This window comes from Marinospirillum insulare DSM 21763 (assembly GCF_000686905.1).
GTDB lineage: Bacteria > Pseudomonadota > Gammaproteobacteria > Pseudomonadales > Halomonadaceae > Marinospirillum > Marinospirillum insulare.
In genome coordinates this window covers 1-1,494 of sequence record NZ_JMLW01000069.1, presented here as the reverse complement: position 1 = coordinate 1,494, position 1,494 = coordinate 1, and the positions used below count along the sequence as shown (strand labels likewise).

Sequence of the window (1,494 nt, the reverse complement as noted above, 5' to 3'; positions counted from 1 at the left end):
ATCTTGAAGGGGGCTTCCCGCTTAGATGCTTTCAGCGGTTATCCTGTCCGAACGTAGCTACTGGGCAATGCCATTGGCATGACAACCCAAACACCAGCGGTTCGTCCACTCCGGTCCTCTCGTACTAGGAGCAGCTCTTCTCAAGTCTCCAACGTCCACGGCAGATAGGGACCGAACTGTCTCACGACGTTCTAAACCCAGCTCGCGTACCACTTTAAATGGCGAACAGCCATACCCTTGGGACCGACTTCAGCCCCAGGATGTGATGAGCCGACATCGAGGTGCCAAACACCGCCGTCGATGTGAACTCTTGGGCGGTATCAGCCTGTTATCCCCGGAGTACCTTTTATCCGTTGAGCGATGGCCCTTCCATACAGAACCACCGGATCACTAGAACCTACTTTCGTACCTGCTCGACGTGTCTGTCTCGCAGTCAAGCACCCTTATGCTCTTGCACTCATTGACTGATTTCCGACCAGCCTGAGGGTACCTTTGTGCTCCTCCGTTACTCTTTAGGAGGAGACCGCCCCAGTCAAACTACCCACCACACACGGTCCCCGATCCAGATAATGGACCTAGGTTAGAACCTCAAGATTGCCAGGCTGGTATTTCAAGGTTGACTCCACTGCAACTAGCGTCGCAGTTTCTAAGTCTCCCAGCTATCCTACACAAGCAATATCAAAGTCCAGTGTGAAGCTATAGTAAAGGTTCACGGGGTCTTTCCGTCTAGCCGCGGATACACCGCATCTTCACGGCGATTTCAATTTCACTGAGTCTCGGGTGGAGACAGCGCCCCCATCATTACGCCATTCGTGCAGGTCGGAACTTACCCGACAAGGAATTTCGCTACCTTAGGACCGTTATAGTTACGGCCGCCGTTTACCGGGGCTTCGATCAAGAGCTTCGCTTACGCTAACCCCATCAATTAACCTTCCGGCACCGGGCAGGCGTCAGACCCTATACGTCCACTTACGTGTTTGCAGAGTCCTGTGTTTTTAATAAACAGTTGCAGGGGCCTGGTATCTTCGACCGACTTCAGCTCAGTTAGTGTTAACGTCACCTACGCGTCGGTGTGCCTTCTCCCGAAGTTACGGCACCATTTTGCCTAGTTCCTTCACCCGAGTTCTCTCAAGCGCCTTGGTCTTCTCGACCTGACCACCTGTGTCGGTTTGGGGTACGGTTTGTTATTACCTGAAGCTTAGAGACTTTTCTTGGAAGCGTGGCATCAATGAGTTCGATTCTCCGAAGATCCTCTTCCTCTTGTGTCTCGGTGTTAAGCGGTTCCGGATTTGCCTAAAACCACCACCTACGCACGTTCACCAGGACAACCAACGCCTGGCTCACCTAGCCTTCTCCGTCCTCCCATCGCAGTAATAACAAGTGCAGGAATATTAACCTGCTTCCCATCGACTACGCTTTTCAGCCTCGCCTTAGGGGCCGACTCACCCTACCCTGATTAGCATGGGATAGGAAACCTTGGTCTTCCGGCGGGGG

1 rRNA gene is annotated in these 1,494 nt (G+C 52.9%); it reads right to left on the bottom strand.

The window, feature by feature from the left end:
• Window positions 1-1,494, bottom strand: a 23S ribosomal RNA gene (locus BP27_RS0113625); the annotation flags it as partial.